Origin of the sequence: Lentisphaera profundi, from assembly GCF_028728065.1 — a bacterium.
Lineage (GTDB): Bacteria > Verrucomicrobiota > Lentisphaeria > Lentisphaerales > Lentisphaeraceae > Lentisphaera > Lentisphaera profundi.
In genome coordinates, this window is record NZ_CP117812.1 from 2,451,541 (window position 1) to 2,471,356 (window position 19,816).

The 19,816-nt window shown below is 40.1% G+C and carries 18 protein-coding genes and 1 pseudogene; 8 read left to right on the plus strand and 11 right to left on the minus strand.

The window, feature by feature from the left end:
* Positions 1-20: 20 nt before the first annotated feature.
* The 5 genes from aqpZ to PQO03_RS21185 form a co-directional block, all read right to left on the minus strand.
* On the minus strand, positions 21-710 hold the full coding sequence (aqpZ, locus tag PQO03_RS21165) for an aquaporin Z (RefSeq protein ID WP_274153199.1): 690 nt from the start codon (positions 708-710) through the stop codon (positions 21-23).
* A gap of 96 nt (positions 711-806) precedes the next feature.
* Complete coding sequence (locus PQO03_RS21170; RefSeq protein WP_274153200.1) at positions 807-1,610, minus strand: class I SAM-dependent methyltransferase; 804 nt, start codon at positions 1,608-1,610, stop codon at positions 807-809.
* Positions 1,597-3,672: a serine/threonine protein kinase gene (locus PQO03_RS21175; RefSeq protein WP_274153201.1), complete on the minus strand. Its 2,076-nt coding sequence runs from the start codon at positions 3,670-3,672 to the stop codon at positions 1,597-1,599. Before PQO03_RS21175 ends, PQO03_RS21170 begins: the two co-directional genes overlap by 14 nt.
* Before the next feature lie 120 nt (positions 3,673-3,792).
* Positions 3,793-4,965: a glycosyltransferase family 4 protein gene (locus PQO03_RS21180; RefSeq protein WP_274153202.1), complete on the minus strand. Its 1,173-nt coding sequence runs from the start codon at positions 4,963-4,965 to the stop codon at positions 3,793-3,795.
* Positions 4,962-5,765: a lipopolysaccharide kinase InaA family protein gene (locus tag PQO03_RS21185; protein ID WP_274153203.1), complete on the minus strand. Its 804-nt coding sequence runs from the start codon at positions 5,763-5,765 to the stop codon at positions 4,962-4,964. Before PQO03_RS21185 ends, PQO03_RS21180 begins: the two co-directional genes overlap by 4 nt.
* 200 nt (positions 5,766-5,965) lie before the next feature.
* On the opposite strand from PQO03_RS21185, the gene gnd reads away from it, so the two are divergent.
* Positions 5,966-7,414: a decarboxylating NADP(+)-dependent phosphogluconate dehydrogenase gene (gene gnd, locus PQO03_RS21190; protein WP_274153204.1), complete on the plus strand. Its 1,449-nt coding sequence runs from the start codon at positions 5,966-5,968 to the stop codon at positions 7,412-7,414.
* 95 nt (positions 7,415-7,509) lie between these two features.
* Here gnd and PQO03_RS21195 read toward each other — a convergent pair whose 3' ends face one another.
* A complete protein-coding gene (locus PQO03_RS21195; RefSeq protein ID WP_274153205.1) occupies positions 7,510-8,394 on the minus strand; it encodes an SGNH/GDSL hydrolase family protein in 885 nt (294 codons plus the stop codon).
* Between the two features lie 35 nt (positions 8,395-8,429).
* Entirely contained in the window at positions 8,430-9,593 is a 1,164-nt protein-coding gene (locus tag PQO03_RS21200; RefSeq protein WP_274153206.1) for a THUMP domain-containing class I SAM-dependent RNA methyltransferase, read from the minus strand.
* 156 nt (positions 9,594-9,749) lie between these two features.
* Here PQO03_RS21200 and PQO03_RS21205 point away from each other — a divergent pair, with 156 nt between their 5' ends.
* The 4 genes from PQO03_RS21205 to PQO03_RS21220 all read left to right on the plus strand — a co-directional run bounded on the left by PQO03_RS21205 (position 9,750) and on the right by PQO03_RS21220 (position 12,715).
* Positions 9,750-10,283, plus strand: a complete 534-nt coding sequence (locus tag PQO03_RS21205) for a 3'-5' exonuclease (RefSeq protein ID WP_274153207.1) — start codon at positions 9,750-9,752, stop codon at positions 10,281-10,283.
* A gap of 142 nt (positions 10,284-10,425) precedes the next feature.
* Positions 10,426-11,418: a glycoside hydrolase family 5 protein gene (locus tag PQO03_RS21210; RefSeq protein WP_274153208.1), complete on the plus strand. Its 993-nt coding sequence runs from the start codon at positions 10,426-10,428 to the stop codon at positions 11,416-11,418.
* 98 nt (positions 11,419-11,516) lie between these two features.
* Entirely contained in the window at positions 11,517-12,416 is a 900-nt protein-coding gene (locus PQO03_RS21215) for a mechanosensitive ion channel family protein (RefSeq protein WP_274153209.1), read from the plus strand.
* A complete protein-coding gene (locus PQO03_RS21220; protein ID WP_274153210.1) occupies positions 12,413-12,715 on the plus strand; it encodes a YhbY family RNA-binding protein in 303 nt (100 codons plus the stop codon). The genes PQO03_RS21215 and PQO03_RS21220 overlap by 4 nt, the downstream gene beginning before the upstream one ends.
* Here PQO03_RS21220 and PQO03_RS21225 read toward each other — a convergent pair.
* Positions 12,712-13,224, minus strand: a complete 513-nt coding sequence (locus PQO03_RS21225) for a hypothetical protein (protein WP_274153211.1) — start codon at positions 13,222-13,224, stop codon at positions 12,712-12,714. The genes PQO03_RS21220 and PQO03_RS21225 overlap by 4 nt on opposite strands.
* Positions 13,221-13,919, minus strand: coding sequence for a hypothetical protein (locus PQO03_RS21230; protein WP_274153212.1), 699 nt, complete (start codon positions 13,917-13,919; stop codon positions 13,221-13,223). The genes PQO03_RS21225 and PQO03_RS21230 overlap by 4 nt, the downstream gene beginning before the upstream one ends.
* 122 nt (positions 13,920-14,041) lie before the next feature.
* Here PQO03_RS21230 and carA point away from each other — a divergent pair, with 122 nt between their 5' ends.
* The 3 genes from carA to PQO03_RS21245 all read left to right on the plus strand — a co-directional run bounded on the left by carA (position 14,042) and on the right by PQO03_RS21245 (position 17,238).
* Positions 14,042-15,205 (plus strand): glutamine-hydrolyzing carbamoyl-phosphate synthase small subunit, encoded by a 1,164-nt coding sequence (gene carA, locus PQO03_RS21235; protein WP_274153213.1) that lies wholly within the window; start codon positions 14,042-14,044, stop codon positions 15,203-15,205.
* A gap of 154 nt (positions 15,206-15,359) precedes the next feature.
* The gene (locus PQO03_RS21240) at positions 15,360-15,905 is read left to right on the plus strand and encodes an RNA polymerase sigma factor (protein ID WP_274153214.1); all 546 of its coding nucleotides are present in this window, start codon (positions 15,360-15,362) and stop codon (positions 15,903-15,905) included.
* Positions 15,898-17,238: an NPCBM/NEW2 domain-containing protein gene (locus PQO03_RS21245; RefSeq protein ID WP_274153215.1), complete on the plus strand. Its 1,341-nt coding sequence runs from the start codon at positions 15,898-15,900 to the stop codon at positions 17,236-17,238. Before PQO03_RS21240 ends, PQO03_RS21245 begins: the two co-directional genes overlap by 8 nt.
* A 147-nt stretch (positions 17,239-17,385) precedes the next feature.
* Here PQO03_RS21245 and PQO03_RS21250 read toward each other — a convergent pair.
* Together PQO03_RS21250 and PQO03_RS21255 are read right to left on the minus strand one after the other, a co-directional pair.
* A pseudogene (locus PQO03_RS21250) lies at positions 17,386-17,835 on the minus strand (IS1595 family transposase); the annotation flags it as partial.
* A 137-nt stretch (positions 17,836-17,972) separates the two neighbouring features.
* Complete coding sequence (locus PQO03_RS21255) at positions 17,973-19,535, minus strand: sialate O-acetylesterase (RefSeq protein ID WP_274153217.1); 1,563 nt, start codon at positions 19,533-19,535, stop codon at positions 17,973-17,975.
* Between the last annotated feature and the right edge of the window lie 281 nt (positions 19,536-19,816).

Consider the following 19,816-nt stretch of genomic DNA (forward strand, 5'->3'; position numbering starts at 1 on the left):
CTAATCCAGTATTTAGAAAACTAGGATTTATCCTTTTGTATAAATCCATAAACAAGTGCTCCTAGAACGGCTCCTACTATTGGTGCCAGCCAAAACACCCATAACTGTGATAGTGCCCAATCACCTACAAATATCGCTACACCTGTACTCCTGGCAGGATTGACTGATGTATTACTCACGGGAATAGATATAAGGTGAATCAAGGTTAAGCCTAAGCCAATTGCGATCGGCGCAAATCCTTTTGGCGCGCGCTCATCGGTTGCACCTAGAATTATAATAAGAAACATCATCGTCATCACGATTTCACAAACTACAACAGAGATTAAATTATAGCCTCCAGGTGAATGCGCACCGAAACCATTAGATGCGAAACCTGTCTTTAATTCAAATCCGGCTTTGCCACTCGCTATTAGATATAAGACTCCAGCTCCTAGGATACCCCCAAGAACTTGAGAGATAATATAAGGGGCTAGCTCTTTCGAAGGAAAACGCCCACCAACACAAAGGCCGATTGATACTGCGGGATTTAAATGACAGCCAGAAATGTGGCCAATCGCAAAAGCCATGGTAAGTACTGTTAAACCGAAAGCTAGAGAAACTCCTACAAAGCCAATTCCTAGTTCAGGAAAACTAGCTGCCAAAACAGCACTTCCACATCCACCTAGAACTAACCAAAATGTCCCAAATAATTCTGCTACATATTTATTCACTTTATTCACTCCTATTTTAATTTCATTGAAGATAGGGGGCAAAGGGAAATAAACTAAAAAAAGCTTATCAACTTAATGATTAATTAACGAAATGAATTAGCTTTTGGTCGCTATATAAGTAACCACAAACGGCACTTTTTGAATCTGACTATACATATCTCGCCATACCCCACTATCGTAAGGCATAAGCTTTAAAAGCTCTTCTTCGCTATGCCCTTCAAGCTGAATTGGCCGTAGTTCTAAAACTCGCTCAAGCCGTAAGCCTGATTCAATTATCCAATTAATATATGTGGATATAGGAAATTGGCGGGTGCGAATAAAGTTCTCTTCATCCTCTGTAAACCTCACTTCACGTGGAGGCTCAAAATAATTACTGACAAACATGCCTTCTTCAAAATCATCCAATTGAATCCATTCACCAGCAAAAATAGGATGACCTGTCGTTATATGAAGGCGACCTCCTGCTGACAACATCTCTGCACATTTTTCAATCACTTGTTTTTGATCTTTAGCAAAAGGCAATGCCCATGTACTATGGATAAAGTCCCATTTCCCGAGCTCATTGGGATCAATACCATCTAAATCTAACTGTTTAAATTCTAGTTCTAATTGATTTTCTTTTGCAATCGCTTCACCATGATTCAGTTGCTCTTGTGATATATCTGTTACTAAACAATCTGCCCCTTGAGAGGCTAAATAAAGGGAGTTTTGTCCCGCGCCTGCACCCAACTCCAAACACTTCAAGCCACTAAGGTTTTTCGGTAAGGCTTTAACTTCACTATCCCCGGGAAGCAAGGGTCCATAATGAAAATCATTTATCGATATACGTGTAATTGATTGATATTCTTTAGATGTTTCTTCCCAATACTGGCGGCTTCCACCTAAGTCATTTTTTTCCACGTTTAGATACACTCTTTTTAATTTTATCTTCTAAGGATTCAACTTTCTTTTTATCAGTCTGATATAATACGCTGTGTTTATACTTTTGTTTTAACGCGGTAATTTGAGCCAATGCCGTACCCGTTTCATTGCGTTGCCAACTACGTTTAGCTGCTTCCAAATAGGCCTCGAAATCAAATTTAGCCATTTTTTGAGCTTCCTCTATCAAAAATACTTCAAGATCAGAAAGCTCGTCATTTTCCTTTAAGACACAGTTATGAAAATTCCTAAACCAAAATAATAAACTTAGTGCATCTTCTCGTGGATAATCTGAACTAAGTGCCAACAAAGATTCTAAGCTTTTTAGATTAAACGTCCCTAAACTAAAACTTTTAAATTCTCCATCCACTTCAGCCATAACGATGTCATTCTGGATGGAACTAACTTGAATATCTTTTTTATCTTTCTTAATAAGCAAGCCTGATAAGGTCTCACCACTATCTCCTAAGGCACTTCGAGCTTCACTGGCCTTAACAATGATTTGCGCAAACTGAGCTGACCATAAAGGATCGTAGGCCTCACTATTTTTTAAAAAAGTCAATAATTCTACGCTTGTCTTCTTCCCTAAATAAAAACGGAGAATATCCCTTCTCAAACTATCTCTTTCACTCTGCACCGCTAGCTCACCTAAATCTTGACTCGGAAGATTCTGATCCTCTGACTCATTCAAGTTTTCATTTTGTTCTTGTGCTAGAGATGATTCCTCACTGAAAAAATCATTTTGGCGGCGCTCCCTAAGGATAATTTCCAAGACTGCCTCACGCCATTCCAAACACTCTTCCGCCTGCTGTGAGCTTGGATATTTAGCTAAAAAGTTTTCAATTTTTTTGAATAATGTAAAGGCTTCCACTGAACTGATACTTTGATCCATCGCTTTTGACAAAATCGAAAATTCGTTCAACCTCTTCGTATCCCCTTTATCAACTTTGATAGTTTTATCTACGGATTTATCACTATTAAAAATGATTATCCCCAAAAGCAATAAAACCGTCACGATCGCTGTCATTACCTGTAACTTTAAACCTTTACGACGCTGACGACTTCTATTCTCTGTAAAACTAAAACGAGTTTTAAAAATCTTTGTTGAAAAATTAGATGTCGTTCCCATATCATTCGCATAACGCCTAAGTAAACGTAAATCTTTTGCTAAATCGTCAAAACTCATGTAACGATCATCAGGGTGTTTTGCCATCATCTTACTAATGACAGTCACTAAATCTTTTGGAACGGAAGGATTTAATTCTTTAAGCGATAAAGCATCTACTTCAAGATGTTTTTTATTGACGTCTTTCATCTTACCATCAAAAGGGACCTGGCCTGCCAAAGCTTCATACGCTGTGACCCCTAAAGCATATATATCTGCACGAGTATCCACTTTTAAATTGAGGATCTGTTCAGGACTGGAATACTTATAGTCTCCTTCAGAAAATCTCGATCGTGAACCTGCCAAGCCGATATCAGATATCTTGATCTGACCTTTTGAATCAATTAAAATATTTTCTGGTTTTACGGATAAGTGAGGTAAACCTTCAGTGGTCCACGCATAGTCAAGAGCATGGGCCATCTGAGAAAGTAATCGGATAATCATATTAACGGGCAACTTGCCTCTGTCATCTATCATCTGACGTAAGTTTTGACCAAAGACATATTCAACAACTAAATAATAGTAGCCACCCTCTTCGTTAACTGAATAAGCTTGAACAATATTGGGATGATTTAACCTTGCTGCGACTCGCGCTTCTTTGAAAAACTCAAGTATATGTTCAGAATGCTCTGCCATATCGTTATCAAGAACTTTAAGTGCCACGTCTCTGACCAAGGTTTCTTGGTAGGCTTTATAAACTTCACCCATGCGTCCAGATCCAATGTGTTCTGCTACGCAAAACTCACCAATAATATAGCCCGTATCGAATGGCTCCGGTACATTAAGTACTGTGCCACATGACCCACACTGCACTGCTTCTCCAGGCTTGGTATCCTCTACTGCAACTGCTTGTTCGCATGAAGTACATTTAAAACGCAAAACGGCACCCAATTTTTATTCAAATAATAATTTATACTTGACTAGATTTTTAAAAGAAAGCAATGCGGTGCACTCGCTTTCAATAGCTACAAAAGATCAAAAACTCTTAAAAGCTAAGAATTATAAAGTTCGCTTTTGTTTTTCCTCTACACAGCCTTGAAAAACTTCTTCCATTCGACTAAAGTTTTTTTCATGAGTTAAGCCCTCAACACTCAGACGTGCTTTTTTACCCAAAACTTTTCTATGCTCACAATCCATTAAAGCATTCAGTGCTTCATAAAACTCATTTATTGAATCTGGTTTCTCTATGACGTAACCATTTACTCCAGATTCAATTAATTCGGAAGCACCATTAAATGAAGTACTTATAACTGGGAGTCCCGCTGCCATTGCCTCAAGTACTACAAGGGAACAGGGGTCATACCATGTTGGCTGTAAATACACATCTGTCGCACTGTAGATAAGCTCAGGGTCATCAACTGATCCTAAAAATTTAAAGTGTTTTTCCAAAGATTTTTTTGCAATCATTTTTTTGTAGTTTTTCGTCTTACCATTGCCCGCAATCAGTACGATGAAATTATCGTGCTGTACTCGAAGTAGGTCAACCACATCAATAATTTCTTTCAGCCCTTTAAGCTTAAAATTGTGCGCTACCAGAGAAAAAACCACCACATCTTCTTTCAAAGAAAGCTTCGTTTTTGATTGTGACTTTTGCGAGGCTGAATGTGGATTAAACCGCTCCACATCGACGCCATTATAGACGAGCTCTAACTGCGTCTCATCTATCTTGTAAAATTCTTGCATATGCCTTTTCACCATCTGACTAATCGCAACATACTTAACCCGTTTGTCAGTGAAAATATTTCTTTCAATACGATTAGCTAATAAGTGTTTTGGACTTATTGCATTTGACAAACCTTTTAAGAATCTATGAAAACGATTGGTTAATAAGCGGTTTTGCCGATGACTTGCCTTAGAAACACCACCATGAGGTTGATAAACATTTATCCCCGCACTGATCCCAGTTCCCATCACTACGTCAAAATTGCCCTGCTGAATTTTATGTTTCACCTGTGTCAAAAAACTCAACCATTGTGACCAGCGCATCAGTTTGGCTAAAGCAGGCACATTTATAATATTGATCGACAAATTTACATTTTTTACGTTACTATCTTGCGTAAAGAAACTTACTTCATGACCACGCTTCACAAGAAATTCTGCAAAGTCCCTCATGTACACCTGTTGACCACCATAACGGGGGTTGAAGTGTTCTATCACAAAGGCTATTTTCATATAAAGTACTTTCCGACCTTCCTCTCCATGGCTTCTACTCGATTATCAATATCGGTCAACATTTTTTTATCTGACCGTGATAAAGTTTTTACGCCGCGGTAGGCTTTAAATAAACGAAGCTTATCAATACGCGAAGTCGATGGCGCTAGTGAAAAAAACAATTGTCCTATATCTTTAATCAGCCACCTTCTTCGGAATTTAGAACGTTTTTGAACCCGTTGTAAATCTATTAAAGAAAAGACATAATCCGAATCCCTTTGATCTACAAAGATATGGCAAAGATAAAAATCTCTATGATTATATCCATGGGCATGAAAGTTTTTAGCAAAAGACCCTAACTGTTCCCAAAACTTCTTGTTCTCAAGAGTCGTCAAATTTGCATCTCTTAAAAAATAATCTGACTGAATACCCGCCACTGCTTGAGACAAGTAAAAGGAAACTGCATGAGTTCCTATTCTACCCAAGCCATAGGCTAAAGGTATGGGTACAGAAATTCTATCTTTATCTAATGCCTGCGTATTTTCCCACTCGGTCAATGCCTCATAATGAGGTCCTGAACGCGAACTCGATGAGTGCTCTTTCCAATGGCGCTTCAAATAGATAAAGTCGTCTTCACACTTCACTGAAACAGTCAATCTACCAGGAACTTCTCGCATCACTGCTACGCCTTTGCAAAAGAAAAAATCTTTGAAGCTTAAAAGTCCACATCCAAGTAAAAGTTTTCTGTATTTCGGATGAATATCGAATTTAACGATTTCAAGTTTACCATTTTGAAACTTTACTGGGGGAACTAGCGCCATATGTGTCCTGTGATTTACGATCCACTAAAATAACCTTAAGCTTCATTCTTACAACAGCAATCTTCAAGAACTTTAAGGGCATATTATTGCATGCAAGGTTTGTCAGAGTGGCATAATATTTCCGCTTATTATAGAAGAAAAAAAAACTAAGGCTATAGTCGACGATCAACTGAAAAAAATAACACAAATAGGAACATCGTATGTCTCAAGCAGATATCGGCCTAATCGGCCTTGCCGTTATGGGTCAAAATCTTGTCATGAATATGAATGACCATGGCTACACTGTTGCAGTTTATAACCGCACAACCTCGAAAGTAGATGATTTTATGAACGGTCCTGCTAAAGGCAGTAACGTTATTGGCACTCATTCTGTTGAAGAATTCGTAGCTACACTCAAAACTCCACGCCGCGTTATGCTTATGGTTAAAGCTGGAGAAGTTGTAGATAAATTCATTAACACCATTGTTCCTCACCTCGATAAAGGTGACATCATCATCGATGGCGGAAATTCACTTTATACTGATTCAAACCGTCGCGTGGAAGAACTTTCCGCTAAAGGTCTTCGCTATATCGGCGCTGGTGTTTCAGGTGGTGAAGAAGGTGCTCGTTTCGGTCCTTCAATCATGCCTGGTGGCGATCCTGAAGCATGGCCTGCAGTTAAAAATATCTTCCAAGACATCTCTGCCAAAGTTGACGGTGGCGAAGCTTGTTGCGAATGGGTAGGCAAAGGCGGCGCTGGTCACTATGTCAAAATGGTTCATAACGGTATCGAATACGGCGACATGCAGCTCATCTGCGAAGCATACCAACTCCTCAAAAATGCTGGTTTTTCAAATGACGAAATGCACGAGATTTTCAAGAAATGGAATACCGGCGTTCTGGATTCATTCCTTACAGAAATCACTACTGATATCCTCGGCTACAAACAAGAAGATGGCACTCACCTCGTAGATTACATCCTCGATACTGCTGGCCAAAAAGGTACTGGTAAATGGACTGGCATTAATGCTTTAGATCTTGGTATGCCGCTTACGCTTATCGCTGAATCAGTTTTCGCTCGTTGCGTTTCTGCACTCAAGGATCAGCGTATTATCGCTTCTAAAGTTCTCCAAGGACCTGGCGTGAAATTTAATGGCGATAAAGAAGCTTTTGTCAACGATGTTGAACAAGCTCTCTACGCTTCAAAAATTATTTCTTATGCTCAAGGTTACATGCTTCTTCGCGAAGCTTCTGAGACTTACAAATGGGATCTTGACTTCGGCGCAATCGCACTCATGTGGCGTGGTGGCTGTATCATTCGTTCCGTTTTTCTCGGTAACATCAAAGAGGCTTTTGAACAAGATCCCGATCTCGATAACCTCCTTCTCAATGATTTCTTTAAAGATGCCATCCACATGGCTCAAGCTGGCTGGAGACGCACGGTTATCAAGAGTATTGAAATCGGTGTACCAACACCTTGTTTCTCTACCGCGCTTAGCTTCTACGATAGCTACCGCACTGAAGTCCTTCCTGCTAACCTACTCCAAGCTCAACGTGACTACTTCGGTGCTCATACATACGAACGCTTAGACAAGCCTCGTGGTGAGTTTTTCCACACAAATTGGACTGGTAAAGGCGGAGATATTTCTTCCACGACTTACGACGTGTAATAATATTTCCCACTTAGAGTTTTCTGAACTCTAACAAAAAGAACCCCCAGAGATTCATCTCTGGGGGTTCTTTTGTTTTCTAATACTTAGATTTCTTAATTCGTATTTAAGTTTTCGATTTCTTTTAAAAGTCCAGTGCACCGTGCTTCGGTTTCTACAATGGAATCTGTTTTAAACACTTTGTTGCGTGTATAACCTATATACTTCAGCCAGCCTCGTGAGCGTAATTGTCGCCGCTTCTCAATCATCTGATACAAAGGATCTTTTTTCACATCATTCAAAGCTTCGCTCCTCAATAAAGCCGAACCTCGGCTGAGACCTTTCATTACTTCTTCTGCTATAAATAAATGGCCAGCTAAAGACGGATGGATTCCATCTTTAGAAAAGTAAAAATCTTTATTCTCTTTGCGAATTTCATTTAAAAATTCAGTCATTCTTGTGTTTAAATCAATACACACGACGTCCTCTGGCAAAGCAATTTTCAAGAATTCAGAAAAGGCTTCTAAAGTCTGGTGATAATTCTCATAAGGATAGAGGTAGCTATAATCTTCCGCACCTAGAGGACCTAATTTCTCAGGAATTGCATAAGCTTGAAAGCTAGGCGGTGTGATAACAACAAGCTCAGCATCCGTCGCTTGGCACTTTTCTATCAAGCTCACATAGCCACTTCGAAAGGCCTCGAGAATATCTTCATTAAGAGGATGATAAATACCGTCATTCATTCCATAACAGACAAAAATTAAATCAGGCTTAATTTCTGCCAAGGCTCTACTAAGACGTTCATGAATATTGGGACGCGGAAAGGGGTGGTCGTGTTCTGACAAGCCCGATACTGTTTCGCTATCAAGACCTAAACTATAAAAATCATAACGTTCCTGTGGAGATTGTTTTCGTAAAGCATATTCTACAAAACCCACATACTGTCCCGCTTGAGTGATGCTATCACCCAAAAACAATACACGCTTATCTTCCACGTCCATTCCTGACTCATGCTCCCTTAAAGGCTAAACCTTTATTAGGTCCATTTATTTCCTTTATACATTTCAAATTTGCATAAACGTCCATCCAAACCACCATTGCTTAATGGGAATTTTCGCGATGGTCGCAAACCAACTTTTAAAATTAATTTTCTTTCGCCAAAGAAAACCCACGCACTACTTCCTGAACATTTCTGCTTAAGAAAGTCGCCAATTTCTCCAGTAAAACTTTCCATGTCTTCATCTTGCATAAGACGCATGCCATAGGGAGGATTGGTAATAACAGTACATGGCTCCAAATCATCGAGATCTTGAAAACGACTCTGCTTAATTTCGATTTTATCGCCACCAGGTAAGTGGGATAAATTGATCTTACTTGCACGAACTGATTCTGCATCCATATCAGATCCACTGATCAAACCTTCTTTCAAAGTTCTAATCTTAGAATCCGCTAGCGTCTTGACTTCATCCCAAATAGTTTGATCAAAATCAGGCATGTTTTCGAAACCAAAACGCTTCTTCAAATAACCTGAAGGAATTCTTGCCGCAGACATAAGCGCTTCCGCTAAAATCGTTCCCGAACCACACATCGGATCGTAAAGTGGGGTTTCTCCATCCCACTCAGCAACGCGAATAAACGCCGCCGCTAAACTTTCCATCAAGGGTGCTTCGACAGACTCTTGACGGTAACCTCTTTTGTGATGTGAGCCTCCAGAAAGGTCGAGTGATACTGTTGCTTTATTTTTATTGATAAAGAGGTTTAACCACACATCAGGGTTCTTTGTGTCAATATCAGGACGTTCACCACGTTTTTCACGTAATCTATCACAAATTGAATCCTTCATTTTTTGAGCGGCAAATCTCGAGTGATTAATCTTACTGTTCCCTACATTTGCAAAAATCGCAAATGTCTGACCAGGCTTGATGATTTCTTCCCATTTCATTGTTTTCACACGTTGGTAAAGCATGTCTTCTGTCTCTGCGTCAAAACGGTGTAAAGGTGCTAAAAACCTTGAAAAAAGGCGTGAGCGATACACAATTTTAAAGAGCGTCACCATATCAGCGTGAAATAACACACCACGATAATCGAGTTGAATTTCTTGTGCGCCAAGTTCTTTAAGTTCATTCACACCAAGGGCTTTAGCTTCTTCTGAAATCTGTGCGTAAAACAAACCTGTTTTATGATATCTAAATTCTGTCATCTTTGTAATTCCTAATTATTTTTGACAAAGTAACGCAAAAGTGCTTTTCTTCACAGTGCACTCATACTTTTAGCACAAAATAAATCCCTAGCCTACAAAGACTTTTGACTTATTACCTTTGCGATTTATGATCTTAAAAACAATTAACGGATCCACATGCTAGAGTTTACTGCCATAGATTTCGAGACTGTCCCTAGCGAACATGGACCAATAGCTGCGGAAATCGGCCTTGTCGTCTTTAATGAAAAAGGCCAGATTTTACACTACTTCGAAGCCTCTGCCCCCGTCAATAAACTCTATGCGAATTCCGCAAATTGCCGTGACTCAATTATTTCAACTTGGCCAGAAATCAAAAATCATCTACAGGGAAAAATCATCCTCGGCCACAATATCGGCTACGATTATGCTATTTTAAAAAAATGCTTTCCTGCTTTAGAAATCGATCGCACCGTCGATAGCTTATACATCAGCCGACAAGTTTACAAAAAAATCTTTTCCGACTACAGCCTCACTTCACTCCTAGACTGCCTCGATTTAACCGCACAACTAGATAGCTTGCAAGTAAATGATCATTTTACGCCTCACCGAGCCCTATATGATGCCATGGGCTGCGCCTTACTTATTTTAGAATTACTCACCAAGCCTCTCGGTCGCGACCTCATCATCCCACCGCAACAATCCCTATTTTAAATAGGGCCCCATTTCAATCAGACTGTTATTACTTTGAAGCGAATATTTATAGAAAAATACTTTTTAACTAAAGCTCCTGTAAACTTTAGCTCGGCTGGTGCTATTATAGAAGTAAATAACTTCAAAGTAAAAGATTCTGAATATGCACAAAACCATTCTCATTCTATGTTTAATTTTCCTCTCTAGCCTTCAAGCTCAATCCGCTTTTGAAAAATATGGTGAATTAGAACTCATTGGCACACAACTCTGTGACAATAAGCAGCGACCCATTCAGCTCAAAGGAATGAGCACACACGGCTTACAGTGGCATGGCTGGAATGAATTCTTAAGCCCCGAAAGTCTTGATGTTTTAGCTTATCAATGGAAAGCCGACATCCTGCGCCTCGCGATGTACTATGATGAAGGCGGCTATAAAACTAACCCTCAAAAATTCACCTCTATGGTCGATACTTTAGTCGAAGAATCTCATAAAAGAGGTTTATACACTATAATCGATTGGCACATCCTCAAACCTGGCGATCCCTGGGGGAAAATTGACGAAGCAAAGGTCTTTTTTGATTACATGTCTAAAAAACACGCTTCTAAAGCTTCCGTTCTTTATGAAATCTGTAATGAGCCAAATGGTAAAGGTGTTGACTGGCTCAGAATTAAATCTTATGCGGAACAAATCATTCCTATCATTCGTAAAAATGACCCTGACGGAATTATTTTAATTGGCACTCCTGCCTGGGCTTCCTTAGGTATCTCAGATGGAAAAGTTGCCCATGGCCTAATCACTCAGCCCTTAAATAAAAAACTTGCTCATAATGTCATGTATAGCGTTCATTTTTACACAGCATCTCATGGTGATCTATACCGTAAAGAATTTAACTATTTTGTCGGCAAAATTCCTCTTTTCATAACTGAGTGGGGTAGTCAAGAGGCTTCTGGCGAAGGCAAGAATGATTGGGAAAGCACTGCTGCTTGGCATAAAATACTCAAACAACATAAAATCAGTTGGTGCAACTGGAATTACTCCCCTGGCCACCGCTCAAGTGCTGTATGGAATCCCAACACTGGCCCACAAGGACCTTTTACTCAAAAACAATTAAAAGAATCTGGAAGAAGAATTAGAGCACTAATTCAAGAAAAATAATTCTTTTTTCTTAGTTCTACATATAATCACCTAAGCTTTTTGAGTTTTCGATTGTTGTTCACGTCTTATAGTAGAGCAACACAAAACTAGATAATTATATGGCCCCTCTTCCAAACAACCCTTCCAAGCAGTTAGAAAAAGGCATGGAAATATTTGATAGTTCTCTTATATGGCTCATCATCGGCGCCATTGGAATTGTCATTGCCTCAGTCCTTTTTTCATACATTATTAATCGCACCCTCGTCAAACGATTAGCGAAACAGATGAAAATGGACCGCGGCATTGAATTTGCGATCCAAAAAGTTTCTCAATACATATTCGTCAGCATCGGTGTTTACACTGCCTTTGCCTTTGTAGGTCTCCCTGTAAGTGCTTTCGCAGGAGTCTTTGCGCTCCTATCTGTGGGTATTGGTTTTGGTTTACAAAATATCACCGGGAACTTCATAAGTGGTATCATTCTACTCATTGAAAGGCCCATTAAAGTCGGCGACCGTATTACCGTTGGCGAGGTCTGGGGTGATGTCTCACGCATTAATTTAAGAACTACTATTATTCAAACATTTGATAATATGTCAATCATCGTCCCCAACTCAAAAATCTTAGACGACGAAATTATTAACTGGACTTTTGGAGACCCTCGTATTCGTATAAAAATACCCGTCGGCGTCGCCTATGGATCAGACATTCGCTTAGTTGAAAAGGCTTTAATGGAAGCCGCTGAAAAACACAATCACCTACTCAAAAAACCAGCCCCACAAGTCTGGCTCAATGAATTCGGCGATTCTAGCCTTAACTTCCAACTTATTGTATGGCTTGAAAAAGCGGGCGAGCGTGATCATATCGTCAGCGATGTTAATAAAATCATTTATAAACTATTTTTGGACTACAATATTGAGATACCTTTCCCACAACGTGACCTCAATATAAAACATCCCGAACTTTTAAATTTTAATCAAAGCTCTAACACCATTAATAAAGAGCCAACAGGACCTATATGAAAAAGCTAAGTGGAAGTGAAGCTAGAGCTTGCCGTGCTCAAGGCGCAAAACTTCAAGCAAGTGCAGTAATTGGCAAACGCGGCCTAACAGACGAGAATATTAAGATTATTGAACAAGCTTTTCTTAAGCAGAGTTTAGTAAAAGTAACAATAAGAAAAAAAGCTTTTGAAGAACCTAAAAAAGCCATTGCGGAAATAGCCGAAAAATTCGACGCTACTATTGTCCAACAACTTGGCAGTGCCCTCTTGTTGTATAAAGACTCTGAAAGCGTGGAAGACGCGGAAAGCTCTGAAGACTAGTTAAACACGAGTTCAGCACTGGGAGAAATTGCGTCAGCTTTCATTCCCAGCGGTGCCATCGCATAAATCAACTGCGCCTTAGTCAGTTTTTCATTGACTTCGAACATAAGGCGTATTCCTGTCCCCTCCTTAACGGTCCTCGAACCAGACAAGGCGGGTACAGGCTCTGATTTCCAACGTAAAGATAATTTACTTGGAACATGAAATTCCCAATTAATCTCGTTAAATGCCTCAGTGCTTGAGCTTATTAATTTACACTTATACGTTTTATTAGCGGCTTTCAAAACATAGTCATATTTACCTAGGCTTCGTCCTTCACTAAGGATAATATTGACAACGACAAACTTATTGCCTTTCCCTGGCCTTAAAGTTAAAGATTCCCCAATGCGCTCCACCATAGTGAGAGATTTAGGCGTATCAATTTTTATAATGTAGCCTTCTCTCAATACATTTTGTCCTTCTAGCGAAAGCACCGTAAATAAACTCAATAACAATAAATAAAACTTCATTTTTCCACACTCAATATTTTTTTCTGAAAAGACTCTACTTCAAATGCTAGCCCCGCAATTTTATCCAAGGCTTGCTCCTTAATCTCCCAATCTCTGACAATAGAGAAATACATTGTATAATCGCCTCCGTCAACACCCGCATCCTTCCAGCGACTAATTCTTCTCTTTAAAACTTCTGTATATTTCTTATCATCAGAAGAAACGACTAACATTGCCGATCCTGCAATGGATAAATAAAGTTGATCAATTGTTTGAGATCGTTGGGCGACATCTTTAATATCGACTTGATCATTTAAACTTACGATAAACACTTCAAGCTGTCGACCATTTGTGAACTCATAAAATAACTGATAAATCACACCTGGTACTTGCCTTCCCGGGAGCGTCGACATTAACCAACGTTTATACTTCACAAAAGGACGACGGGAGATCAAAGTCACTTCCCTGTCATCAGTAAAAACAAAATACCCCGCATCTAAGGCTGCCTCAGTTTCTTTTTCTGTAATCACTTGATTGAGAATAAAGATATCTACATCTTCTCGAGGCTTATTTATCATCGACTCGTCCAAATACCCCGTAAGAGCCACAAAACGAAATTCCGTTTTCTCTAATTCAATTTCTCCCGTGGAACAAGAACTTAGCAGCACACTTAATAAACCTAAGCGCACTAAGATTTTAGCAAAATTATTTTTCATCGAACCTACCCCTATAAGAAGATATATTTTTTACTCCTAAAGGAGCTTTAAAAGCAACTGGAAAAAACATGACTTGCGTTTAGATTCCCAACAATTAATAGAAAAATAAGGTGACATGTTCAATGAGTCAAAGCTGGAATTGGAAAGTTCAAAGAGAAAAGCAAGCCTTTCTCGCACTTGAAGACGGAACTATCTTCAGAGGTTACTCCATTGGTGCGAATAAAAACTGCCTAGGAGAGACTGTATTTAATACTGGCATGACTGGATATCAAGAAATCCTATCGGATCCTTCTTATGCAGGACAATTCATCTGTATGACTTATCCTGAGATGGGCAACTACGGAACGAGCTCGGCTGATATGGAAGCACGTGGTACATTTTCTAATGGCTTAATTATCCATAATCCTAACCGTGATAGTAACTGGAGAAGCGATAACGAGCTCTCTCAGTTCCTGAAAAATAATGATATCCCCGCTATAGCAGGCATCGATACACGTGCTCTGACACTCAAACTTCGTACTGATGGCGCCATGAAATCTTACATCTGTACTGATGGCACTCTAAGTGAGCAAGAAGCCATTGCATTAGCTAAAAACTGGGAAGGTCTAGAAGGACAAGATTATGCGGCCAAAGTAAGTTGCACTGAAACTTTTGAATGGGATCCCGATGACTCAATCTCTTCTTCTTGGGGAACTGGCAATGAATTACCTGAGGCAAAATACCATGTCGTTGCTTACGATTTTGGCGTTAAGTGGAATATTTTACGCGGCCTAAGACGTAGTGGCTTTAAAGTCACCGTTGTTCCTGCACAGACTCCTGCTAGTGATGTCATTGCGATGAACCCAGATGGTGTATTTTTCTCTAATGGCCCTGCTGACCCTAAAGCCGTAACTTATGCAGTAGATGCTGCTAAAGAACTCATTGGTAAATATCCCATCATGGGAATATGCCTTGGCCATCAAATTCTTGGCCTCGCTACTGGTGCAACTACCTACAAGCTTAAATTTGGTCATCATGGTTGCAACCATCCTGTGAAAAACCTTCTTAAGGATACTATCGAAATCAGCTCGCAAAACCATAACTTTGCAATTGACCCTGATTCTATCAACGAGGAGCTCTTAGAGGTTACGCACCTCAACTTGAACGATAATACGGTTGCAGGCATTCGCCATAAATCTGAACAAATGTTTGCGGTTCAATACCACCCTGAAGCCGCACCTGGTCCACACGACCCCTTCTATCTATTTGAACAATTTTTCACTATGGTAGAAGAATCTAAAGCTTAAGCTGCTTAACAGATTCTATTGAGCTCTTCAGTTTTCTGAAGGGCTCTTTTTTCTTATTAGGTACTAAATAAGAAGTTTTTTAGCCAAGACACCGCAAGATTGTTGCATTTATGCGAAAAAGAATATAAAACAGATATAAAATTGCGGTGATAAAATGAATCAATACATTAATGATGTGCTCAATGGCAAGACTGAATCCTACCGACTTCTCGTTCGCCAACTTGCTCCATCCTTACGCTCATATTTGTCTGGACGCCTCAGTGACTTCCATTTAGTAGAGGATCTCTCTCAAGAAATTTTTATTACCGTTTACCAATCACTAGAGAAGTTTGACCCCAAATACGATTTCAGAAGCTGGTTTTTTACAATTGCCCGCAATAAGCTCAATTCTCATCTAAGAAAGGTTTACTCCAAAAAGAGTATGAAATTTGCTTTTGAGGAAGAAATCCAAAACTTAGTAGCCGAGGTCTGTGATGACGACCCACAACGCGAAGGTAAACTGGAGCATATCCAATCCTGCGTAGCTAAGCTCCCCGAAGATGCACTCGAACTCATCAAATCGCGTTATTACACCAATGAGACTGTCATCAGTCTAGCTGAGCGCCTCAATAGCACTGAAAATGCCATCAGCTCAAAACTTTTTAGAATCAGAAAAAACCTCAAGGACTGCCTCAGCGCAGAACTCATCGGCCATGAATAATCTGCAAAAACTCAATATCGAGAAATATCTAGATGGCGACCTATCCGAGCAAGAGCTCATTGCTTTTTTAGAAGAACTACGCGAAGACCGGGAACTCATTCATGAGCTCAACTTAGCCATGGAAATCAAGGGATTACTCTTCACTTCTCAGCGTCCCAAGTTTCACGCTCTCGAAGAAGAAGTCATGAATCACCTGGAAAGCGACACATCTTCTATGGAAGATCAGATTATGGAAAAACTTCCCGAACCCAAAGTTCATAAATTTCCCGTCTGGTTTAAGCGTGCCGTAGCAGCGCAAATCATTCTCATCCCGATTCTCTTTTTCATCCTCACCCCTGCAAAAATACAAGAGGCTCCACCAGTTCTCATCGGCCATGTGCATAAAGTTGGTTTCGATAGCTTTGTCCTTCGCGGTACAGAAAAAGTCAATATCCGTAAGGGTGACCCGCTCTATAGCAAAGATCAAATCTATGTCCAAAACGAAAGTTCCTTGGGCATGAAATACCTAGATGGCTCTACTCTAAAGTTTTCCAGTCAATCTTTTGTTCGTTTAAGTGAAACCGAAGGACAAAAACGAGTGGAGCTCTTCTCTGGTGTGCTCGATGCGGACATCGCAAAACAGCCCCCTGGTAAAGATATGATTATTACGACTGAGCACTCCGAATGCGAAGTCATTGGCACACAATTCACCCTATCCTCCTCAAATGTTTCATCATTACTCGATGTTACCGAAGGTGCCGTTCGCTACAATAAAATAAAAAGTGATAAATCTGTCATGGTCGAAGCCGATCACTATGCATCAGCTAGCCAAGATGAATCTCTAGAACTCAACAAAAATACCAAGCCACTTTACAAGAGTCCACTTGTCACTTACTTCACACCAGGTAAAACAACATCTATTGAAGTCGAACTTCACGGCGCACGTTCACTTTATTTAGTAGTTAGTAATGGCGATAATGGTATCAGCCACGATCACTCAGCATGGATTGACCCGAAAATCATTGGTCCAGCAGGAGAACTTAGCCTTACTGAACTTCCCATGAAAATAGCTAAGGCTGGTTATGCTGAGGTCGAAGTGAATGGTGGCATTTACGGTGGCCCATTGCGTGTCAATGGTGTAGATCACCCCATTGGCATTGCCGCTCACGCAACTTCCGTTATTGCTTGGGATATCCCCCCAGGTTATAACACTTTTGTAGCTGATGGCGTCATACTCGACAGTGCCAACCAACGCAATAACCCCAAGCATCACGAATCCGTTCAATTCGAAGTCTACACCGCTATCCCCGAGAAAAAACTCAAGGGACTTCTGATTAGAAAACGTCGCTTCTAATTCTGTTAATGAAGTTAAATCAATATGGACTTAGATGAACTCTAAGTTAAAGTAAGGCTATGTTCCAGTTGCAGGTGTTTTGAGAACGAAAGCGAGTTTTATAAGCTCAAGCGGAGCTGAGACCCTTCGAGTGTGAAGCTCATTACACCAAGCAAGGTAGTGATCTAAGTAATTAGTCGCAACTCCGTGGAATCGTTTAATCCAGTTTTTGAGTACACTGTGATAAGCGTTAACATTTTGAATGTGATAAACACCCTTTTTCTTCTGACCTTGACTGAGATTTATCGCTATATGTTCAATCTTTTCTCGTTGAGAAAAGGCCGTAAATGACTTGGCTGAATCGCTTATGAAAATCACTTGATCATCAAGGTGTTGTTTAAAGTTATCCTGTAACCATTGGCATGAAAGCGGTCCCATTCCAGTTATGTAATCAGCCTTATGACCACTTCTGTCACAAGCAACTAAAACTGAAACAAGCTCTTTTGATAAACCTCTTTTCTTCGCTTTTCCACCTCGTTTTCGTGGTGGACGATTGAGGTGCTTTTCTCCTTTCTGTGATTTAAGAAAAAAGGTTTCATCGGCTTCAACGATTCCCGATAGGACTTGAGTTTCACTTTCCCGGTCGTTATGCACAGTTTTATTCTGTGAAGTAGTTTCTTCACTATCAAAAGGGGAATTTCCTAGCACCCTGAAGTAAAAGATGCGCACATGGATGATGTGCGCAAGGACAATTACTATTTCAGTTCAAAACTAAAAGGACTCGCTGGTAAGCCTTCTTTATTATAGAGGTTCATGCCTTGTGGGTTCATGTAATAGGCGTAGCGTACGCCCTTTGCCTGCTTGACGTTTTTATGAGAGAAAACCACCGTATTCCCAATAATCACGGCATCAGCTTTGTGCCACTTATTATCTGCGCCTTTAATGGAGGCCCAACTGACGGATTTATCTGAATTTTGCACCGGTAAAGCAAGTCCTTTTTTGCTTGCGAGCATTAAACCACTGCCAACACTATCAAAACTTACAATGGCCTTGTTACCATCTACTGTCATTTCCTTAAAGATGGGACCACTATAGATAAGATCCTTTTTACCATAATCTTTAGCTAGAGCCCAATAGGCTAAGCGTTTTCCCACATCTTGTTTATTGCGCGGATGAATGTCCTTAGCTTCACCAATGTCTACAGTTACCGCCATGCCAGTATTGTTAAGCTTAAGCGTATCGAGTTGTGCTTGTCTTAAGGGTGCCCAACCATCACCACCATTGGGGTCATTGGGATTTGAGTTTCCGAGATTAGCCAACTGAACATAATAGAAAGGAAGCTGCTCGTTCTCAAAAGCTTTTCTCCAACCTTTGATAAGCGCTAGCATTTTGTGCATATAAGAACTGCCTTCGCCGCCATTTGATTCACCCTGATACCAAATAGCGCCCTTGATAGAGAGGGGAACAATGGGGTTTATCATCGCATTATAAAGATAAGTAGGATCTTGGTGGCTATGACCTAGAGTGGGTTCTTGTGGGGTCACTGCTAAGGCTGCATTTTCAGCTAAAGATTTATCCGCATTAGTGATCCATGCTTTCATCTCAGTTACATATTGCTTATAAGCTTTGTTGCCGCTAATCGTTTGTGGGTTCACACTATCAACTTTTAGGGCTAAAGCTTTGAGTTCTGGTACGCTATGAAAGCCAGTGGGATTAATCCATGGTTCAATGCGAGTGCCTCCCCAATTGATCGATAAAATGCCAATGGGTACTTTTTGATCTTGGTAGATTTCTCGCGCAAAAAAGTAGGCGACCGCAGAAAAGTGTTTGACGTTTTCGGGGGTGCAAATCTTCCAGTCACCATGGTTGTCGCTTTGCATTTTTTTACTGAATTTATGCTGTGCTTTGAAGTGACGAATTTCAGGAAAATGGGCGGCTTGACTTTCCTGTTGTGCATTGGTACAATTGGCGAGCGTCCACTCCATATTGGATTGCCCTGAACAAAGCCACACATCACCGGAAAGAACATTGTTGAGTTGTACAGAATTATCGCCCTTAAAACTAATATTGTGTGGTCCGCCCGCTTTGGGAGTTTTTAATCGAATCATCCATTTGCCATCTTTTCCCGCTATTGTGCTGGCGCCAGATCCCCAACTTGTAGAGATTTTGATTTTTTCGCCAGGCGATGCGGTTCCCCATATCGGCGCATTCGCATTGCGTTGAATAACCATCTTGTTATTGAAGATTTTCGGGAGTTTAATATCTGCCTGTAGACTACAAAAACTGACTACAAGAATGACATAAATTAACTTGTTCATTTGTGCTCCTATATTTGTGAGGTTTTTACCATCGTTCTTATTAGCTTTTGTTAAATATCCTAATGCGACAAGCTATATACCTTATACGTCTATTGAGGACATTTTTTGACAGTACTTCACGTGAATCTCTTCTTTTGATGGCGCTATACCTATTTAAATACAAGTAAATAAGCTGGGAGATATGGATGGAAGATTATTGGGACCGATATAATTCCGATTATCAGAGTCAATTAAAGAAAATCAAACAAGATAAAGAGGCTTCAATAACTCATTAAGTATCA